Origin of the sequence: Endozoicomonas sp. ONNA2 (assembly GCF_024606365.1) — a bacterium.
GTDB lineage: Bacteria > Pseudomonadota > Gammaproteobacteria > Pseudomonadales > Endozoicomonadaceae > Endozoicomonas.
Genome location: NZ_JAHHPO010000128.1, coordinates 1 through 6,559, shown reverse-complemented (window position 1 = coordinate 6,559; position 6,559 = coordinate 1). Strand labels below are relative to the sequence as shown.

Genomic DNA, 6,559 nt, shown 5'->3' with positions numbered 1-6,559 from the left:
CCATTTTGAACTGCTGGGCAAGGCGGAATGACGAGTAATAGCAGGGCTATTGCGAGGGATTCCAACGAAGATCCAGCGGTTCAAAATGGCTGCGCAGTTCATTATTTAGAAGGTGGATTTGGTATTATATCGTGTTACGCACCGGTTAGCTTAATAGTTACCAATATCCCGAATACAAAAAAGCCAGAACTTTCGCTCTGGCTTGAGGTTAAGCACTTGAGGTTAAACAGCCTGCCCAGCCTGTAAAAACATTCAGACAGAATAGTACAGATCAAACTCTACCGGGTGAGTTGTCTGGCTAACGGCAAGACACTCTTCCTTCTTGAGTTCAATGTAACCATCGATCATGTCGTCTGTGAATACGCCACCGGCAGTCAGGAACTCGCGGTCAGCGTCCAGGGCAGCCAGGGCCTCTTCAAAGCTGGTTGAAACCGTCGGGATCTCGGCTGCTTCTTCCGGTGGCAAATCGTACAGGTCTTTATCCGCCGCATCGCCAGGATGGATTTTGTTCTTGATACCGTCCAGACCCGCCATCATCAGGGCAGCAAAGGCCAGGTAAGGGTTGGCAGTGGGGTCAGGGAAGCGTACTTCAATACGACGGGCCCTGGGGCTGTTCACGTAGGGAATACGGATAGAAGCAGAACGGTTACGGGCCGAGTAAGCCAGCATGACCGGAGCCTCAAAGCCCGGGATCAGACGCTTGTAGGAGTTGGTAGACCCGTTGGTAAAGGCATTGATCGCCCTGGCATGCTTGATCACACCACCGATGTAGTACAGGGCCTCTTCAGACAGACCGGCATAACCATCACCGGCAAACAGGTTCTCACCGTTTTTGGACAGAGACATGTGAACGTGCATACCAGAACCATTGTCGCCCACCAGTGGCTTCGGCATGAAGGTAGCTGTTTTGCCATAAGCATGAGCAACGTTATGCACTGCGTACTTCAGAATCTGGACTTCGTCAGCCTTCTTGACCAGGGTGTTGAACTTGACACCGATTTCGCACTGACCGGCAGTACCCACTTCGTGGTGGTGAACTTCCACGTCCAGACCCTGGGCTTCCATGGCATCACACATGGCAGCACGCAGGTCGTGCAGGGAGTCAACCGGTGGTACCGGAAAATAACCACCCTTCACTTTTGGCCGGTGACCAATGTTACCGCCTTCAAATTTGGCATTGGAAGACCAGGCAGCTTCTTCTGAGTTCACTTCATAAGAAGCACCCGAGATATCAACGCTCCACTTGACATCGTCAAAAACAAAGAACTCTGGCTCAGGACCAAAGAACGCGGTGTCAGCAATACCGGTGGACTTCAGGTACTCTTCGGCACGCTTGGCCACAGAGCGTGGGTCGCGCTCATAACCCTGCATGGTGGATGGCTCAACGATGTCACAGCGCAGGTTCAGGGTGGCTGCTTCAGTGAATGGATCGATGACTGCTGTGCTGTCATCAGGCATCAGAATCATATCGGATTCGTTAATGCCCTTCCAACCAGCAATAGAGGAACCGTCGAACATTTTGCCGACTTCGAAGAATTCGTCGTCTATTTCACCCGTGGGAATCGATACGTGCTGCTCTTTACCCTTGGTATCGGTGAAACGCAGATCAACCCACTTAACGTCATGTTCCTTAATCAGGTCAAGAGTCTTCGACATTTACTATTTCCCCTCTAGAGGACAAAAAAAAACCGGACAAACACCGCACTGGCGACCAATGTGTTCGGATCAGGCGGTTTACTGATCAATCTCTTTGCTTCCAGGTCTCATCAACGAGTAGCAGCCAAAGAAATACGCTTGTTGAGGCAATAGATATGCCATATTTTGCATCTTCATCAGACGAGATGGACATAACGGGATGGACATAAATAGCGCTCTGCAAGCGAACAATCTGGAAACAGGCGAACACTGAGCAAAAAAGATACTGGAAGCCAAGTGTCTCACCGGCTCACAGCGTTATTAGTCATCTGCAGATTACTCAAATACAGCTACTCACAGTTCTCACGCACCTGAATAAAGGATGGCTCTGCCGGATTCGGAAGAAGACCTGACCGATACGGTGCAGGACAACCAAAAAGAGCACCAAATTAGCGCAAATAGTTGTTAGGACATCTATCTGATAAAATAGCGCCAGACAGTGTACCCCCTTTGAAAAAGGATTTGCAGCATTACTTGCCGTACCTTTTTTTGAAGGCGTTTTGAAGGCGTTTTGAAGGCGTTGTTGAAGAGATACTGAGCAAAGTGGACAACGCCAGTATGGGCGTTATGCTCAAGCGAATGATGCTCAGGGCCGCCAGTGAGTTGGCCAAAGCGCTGGAAATGTCTGCGTTGGTCACCGGCGAAGCCATTGGTCAGGTTTTCAGCCAGACACTGCCGTACCCGGCTGTGATTGACTCGGTAACCGATGCACTGGTGCTCCGGCCTCTGATTACCATGGATAAACAAGCGATCATCGATACAGCCAGGCAAATCGGCACTGAGGTGTTCGTTTGTAATATTCCCAAATACTGCGCGATCATCTCAAAAAAAACCACAACCCGGGCAAGGGAAGAGAAAATAGCGGTAGAAGAGCGGCGTTTCAACGTCGATATACGCCAAGATGCTATTCAGCGCCGGAGAGTGGTCTCCATCCACGATATCATTGCCGATGACCTGACCCGGGAAGACGTTGAGGTGGTTAGTGAAGTTCATCAGGGTGAAGTGATTATTGATATCCGTCACCCGACGGAAGAAGAGATAAAGCTGTTCACCATGCCCGGACGAGAAGTGGTGACCATTCCCTTTTATCAGCTGCGCACACGCTTTGCTGGGCTGGACAACGAATGACATTACCTGATCTACTGCGAAAGTGGAGTCATGAGTCAGCTGCATGCCATGCAACTTCGGGCAGAAGGGTATGAGAATGTTGGCATATTTAAGCCGTAAATAAAAAGGAGTAACTTCGATGAAACTGGCCCTGATCGCTGCAGTGGCAGACAATAACGCCATTGGCATCAATAATAAAATGCCCTGGCATCTGCCGGGAGATCTGCGTTACTTCAAAGCGGTTACCATGGGTAAACCTGTTATCATGGGCCGGAAAACCTTTGACTCCCTGGGCAAGTCTCTCCCTGGCAGAACCAATATCGTCATGACTCGGGATCATGACTGGCACCATGACGGGGTTAACGTAGTCCACAGCCTGGTTGATGGGATTGCTCTGGCTGAAACGATTATCCGGGCTGAGGCTCCTGACTTGGCTGAGGCTCCTCACTTGGCTGAGGCTCCTGCTCCGAACGAAGAAATCATGGTCATTGGTGGCGAACAGATCTATCGACAGGCGATTGATCAGGCTGACCGGCTTTACCTGACCCGGGTGTATCAAAATTTTGACGGTGATGCGTTTTTTCCGGACATTAACCCGCAGCAGTGGCGGGAAATCTCCCGGAAAGACACTCAATCGAAAGATGCTCCGCCACTGACTTATAGTTACCTGGTGCTCGATAGGGCCTGAAAGCAGCGCCTGCCATTCACCCCGTGCGTAAGCCACATTTCATGCCTCCTGAGATGCAGGAAATACCCCCTTTCTCAGGTTCTGGTCGTCTATAATTAATCGAGTAGGGCAGTCTATTCTCGGATAGTCTCTTGGTTGCCCGGAAAAACTGTCTGTTGCCTATCTTGTTCGTCAGACAGGCAAGGGTTATTTTTACCAATACTCCTTAAGCCAATACGAGCTTTGAATAAGGGTTACCTTAAGGAATGAGGAATGCCCCAAATACCAAAAGATCATACTTCTTCGCACAGCGCAGGATATACTCCCTCCAGCCTTGGTAAAGGCCATCGCGCCACTAATAGCCGTGAAAAACAATCCGTGGAAACCATCACCCGGGTATCTGAGCATATTGAATCCAAGTACTGGCACAACCGCTTGATTTCTTTCTGCAGGGAAAAAATAAATCGCTTTATCCACCCTGCCCCATCAGTAAAAGTGAGTGATCTGGTTGACGACCTCACCAAACACAACCCCCAAAACCCACAGAAAGTACTCGCTGCATTAAAACTGCATGCAGGCAAGTCTGTCAAACTGCATCAATCAGAAGATGGCAGACTGGGTATTTCCGATGGGCAAGTTGCTATTGGCACAGAAACTATAGAAGCTGTGGTTAAATCCTCTCAACTCAGCAGCATGGACATGACCTATGAGTATTTACGTAGAGGTAAAATACTACCTGAAGGTTTCCTGCAACAAATAATCCTGCCACATATACACAGAAAAATTCGCTTGGCAATTCAGTATGAAAAAACTTCAGGGTTACCCGTTATTCAACAACAACTTCAGGGACGTCAGCAATATGGAACACACCGTGAACAACAATACCAATATATTAAAGATTTATTAAAAAGGGTTGGCATAAAGGATGAAAAAACGTTCACTTTTGAACGAATGCTTGAAGTTAAAAGAGAGTTGCGAAACAACCTGGTCCTGCCCATTGAAGAACAAAAATCAGTAATAGGCAATAAAGTAAAAAGTATTGGCCATGGTGCACTCAATCCTCAGCAACCGCCTCCTCCCCAACTGCCTGAACCCGGGAAAACAGACCACTTCATCGAGAAAGAAGATTGTAAACATATTCAAAAACTGGCTTCAGGAGAACGTTTTTTTTCAAATATACACCTTAAAGATATCGGCAACCGAATAAAGAGAAATATCTTACGTAACAAACGAAACCAGATTATAAATTTCTGTATTCTGCTTGCTGGTGTCATCCTCACTGCTATTTTTCCACCCGCTGGAATGGCCATCGGTATCGCCGTTGCTGTTGGACTAGTCACTGATATAGGTTACGTTGTTTTCTGGTCGGCCAGTACAGAGCTTTGGCGTAGGTTCAGGATGGCCAGAGGACTTAAACAAATAAAAAAATACGCTGACTTTGACTATACCAACGTTGATAAGTCAAATGACAAGAAAAGAAGAGAGTTAATAAAGAAGCTTCGCTACCGATGCACGCATAAGACCTTTACAGAGATATACAGTGCTTATGCTGAACTCGAAAAACAAGCACTAAAACTGGAAAAAATGGCGGAAAAAGAGCAAAGGACACTTGAAGAGTCTATTGCTTTAGAGAAAGAGAAAGCACTGTATTATGAGCGCAGGAAAAAGCTGAAAGCTAATTTATTTTTTTTTGAAAAGCTCATTGAGAACGTAATCATCAGTCGCAATATTCTTGAAAACCGGCATATAAAGGACCTGGAAGAGCTTTGGAATACAAAATTTAAAGATATGCCCACTGAAAAAAGGGAAGAAGTATTCAAGAGTGTTTGTAGCAACAAGCAGTTAATGGTTCATGGTCATCAAATAAAAATAAGTGATGAAAAATGGATAAGCCGAATCATTCCTCGCTGGATGAATCATACCCAAAGCGTTGAAGATCAGACGGTGTCTGATAGCACGGTAATCGAGCCCATAAATACATCTGTCGTGTTTAAATCAGCCGGAATTTTCAAAGAAATTATACAGGAGTTTTTCTATAGTCAGATAAAAGGATCGTTATACAAAAACTTGTTAAACTTTTTCAAGATAGCTGGAAAAAGAGGCGGATCTATCAATATAACCCCTGTAGCTCCCAAGATCTCATTGCATGGAGCCTTGTGTTTTGTGGCTTTCTTTTTTGTTGAAATGGCGTCCAATCATGCAAACACAAAAATCAATGAAAAGAGAATGGCAAAGATTATTAAAAAGCAGTCGGATTATACCAGACAACTATTTGGCAAACGGTTAAGAACAGGACGTGAGGAAGTTGGCACAATGCGCACGATGGCCAAGCAACAGTTGGAGCCTATGGTTGACCATTTGCTTGACTCTATAAAATCGATGGAAGAAATTGGTGACAAGCTCGAAGAAGCCAGGCAACGAAGTGAACTGCTCAACAAAGGAACGTTCGAGGCTATGAGTGATGAAGAGGCCGCCATACTCATCCTTAAACATGCAGCCTTGCAGCAGTTGCTTGATCAGGAAATTAACGGTGCGTTCGGTGAATTCCATCGCGTTGTTCAGGAAAAAAGTGCTACCTTGAATAAAAAAATAGCCAGAACATTGATTGCTAATAGTGCGCGAGTTATTTCTGCGGTATCCGAAGGTCAGGAACGCGGATACATACCAAAGGTAGCCGCGGGGCGGGAAGCTGCTGATCAGCATTCTCAAAATGAACTTCAGCGGTTGTCATCCGAGGATTTCTTGCAATCTATCCAAGACCAGCCCTGTGGTCGTCTGATTCGCCGATTACGCGCAGGAGAAATATCGGAAGGCCTGGCATTCAAGGAAATCAGGGAACTCGATAGTCTGGACCAACTGCGTAATTTGAGCATCTGGATTGAAAAAGCACAAAAAGAAGGAAGTTACCAGGAGCACGAAGATACTCTTAAGATGTTCCACAGCATTGTTACTTATATTATTGAATACAAATATAAGTCTTCTCAATACCCGCAATACCCAATTGGCAACCTGCCCCCGGTCGATCCGATTTAGCCTGGGAGGCTGTCCGAGAATAGCGCCCGACTGGGCGTCCCCGTAGCGAGGATTGCG

The 6,559-nt window shown here is 46.7% G+C and carries 3 protein-coding genes and 1 pseudogene; 3 read left to right on the top strand and 1 reads right to left on the bottom strand.

The features are described 5' to 3' along the window. Nucleotides 1–252: 252 nt before the first annotated feature. Nucleotides 253–1,656, bottom strand: a complete 1,404-nt coding sequence (glnA, locus tag KDK14_RS02420) for a glutamate--ammonia ligase (RefSeq protein WP_257263428.1) — start codon at nt 1,654–1,656, stop codon at nt 253–255. 561 nt (nt 1,657–2,217) lie between these two features. Here glnA and KDK14_RS02415 point away from each other — a divergent pair. The 3 genes and pseudogenes from KDK14_RS02415 to KDK14_RS02405 all read left to right on the top strand — a co-directional run. Then, nucleotides 2,218–2,823 (top strand): annotated as a pseudogene (locus KDK14_RS02415) (tRNA 4-thiouridine(8) synthase ThiI); the annotation flags it as partial. A 118-nt stretch (nt 2,824–2,941) separates the two neighbouring features. Next, nucleotides 2,942–3,490, top strand: coding sequence for a dihydrofolate reductase (locus tag KDK14_RS02410; RefSeq protein WP_257263427.1), 549 nt, complete (start codon nt 2,942–2,944; stop codon nt 3,488–3,490). A gap of 252 nt (nt 3,491–3,742) precedes the next feature. Further along, nucleotides 3,743–6,502, top strand: coding sequence for a hypothetical protein (locus KDK14_RS02405; RefSeq protein WP_257263426.1), 2,760 nt, complete (start codon nt 3,743–3,745; stop codon nt 6,500–6,502). Nucleotides 6,503–6,559 lie beyond the last annotated feature (57 nt).

Excerpts from the sequence above, each read along its gene's own strand:
- KDK14_RS02405 (WP_257263426.1), top strand. The coding sequence starts at position 3,743 with ATGCCCCAAATACCAAAAGATCATACTTCTTCGCACAGCGCAGGATAT.
- glnA (WP_257263428.1), bottom strand. The coding sequence starts at position 1,656 with ATGTCGAAGACTCTTGACCTGATTAAGGAACATGACGTTAAGTGGGTT.
- KDK14_RS02410 (WP_257263427.1), top strand. The coding sequence starts at position 2,942 with ATGAAACTGGCCCTGATCGCTGCAGTGGCAGACAATAACGCCATTGGC.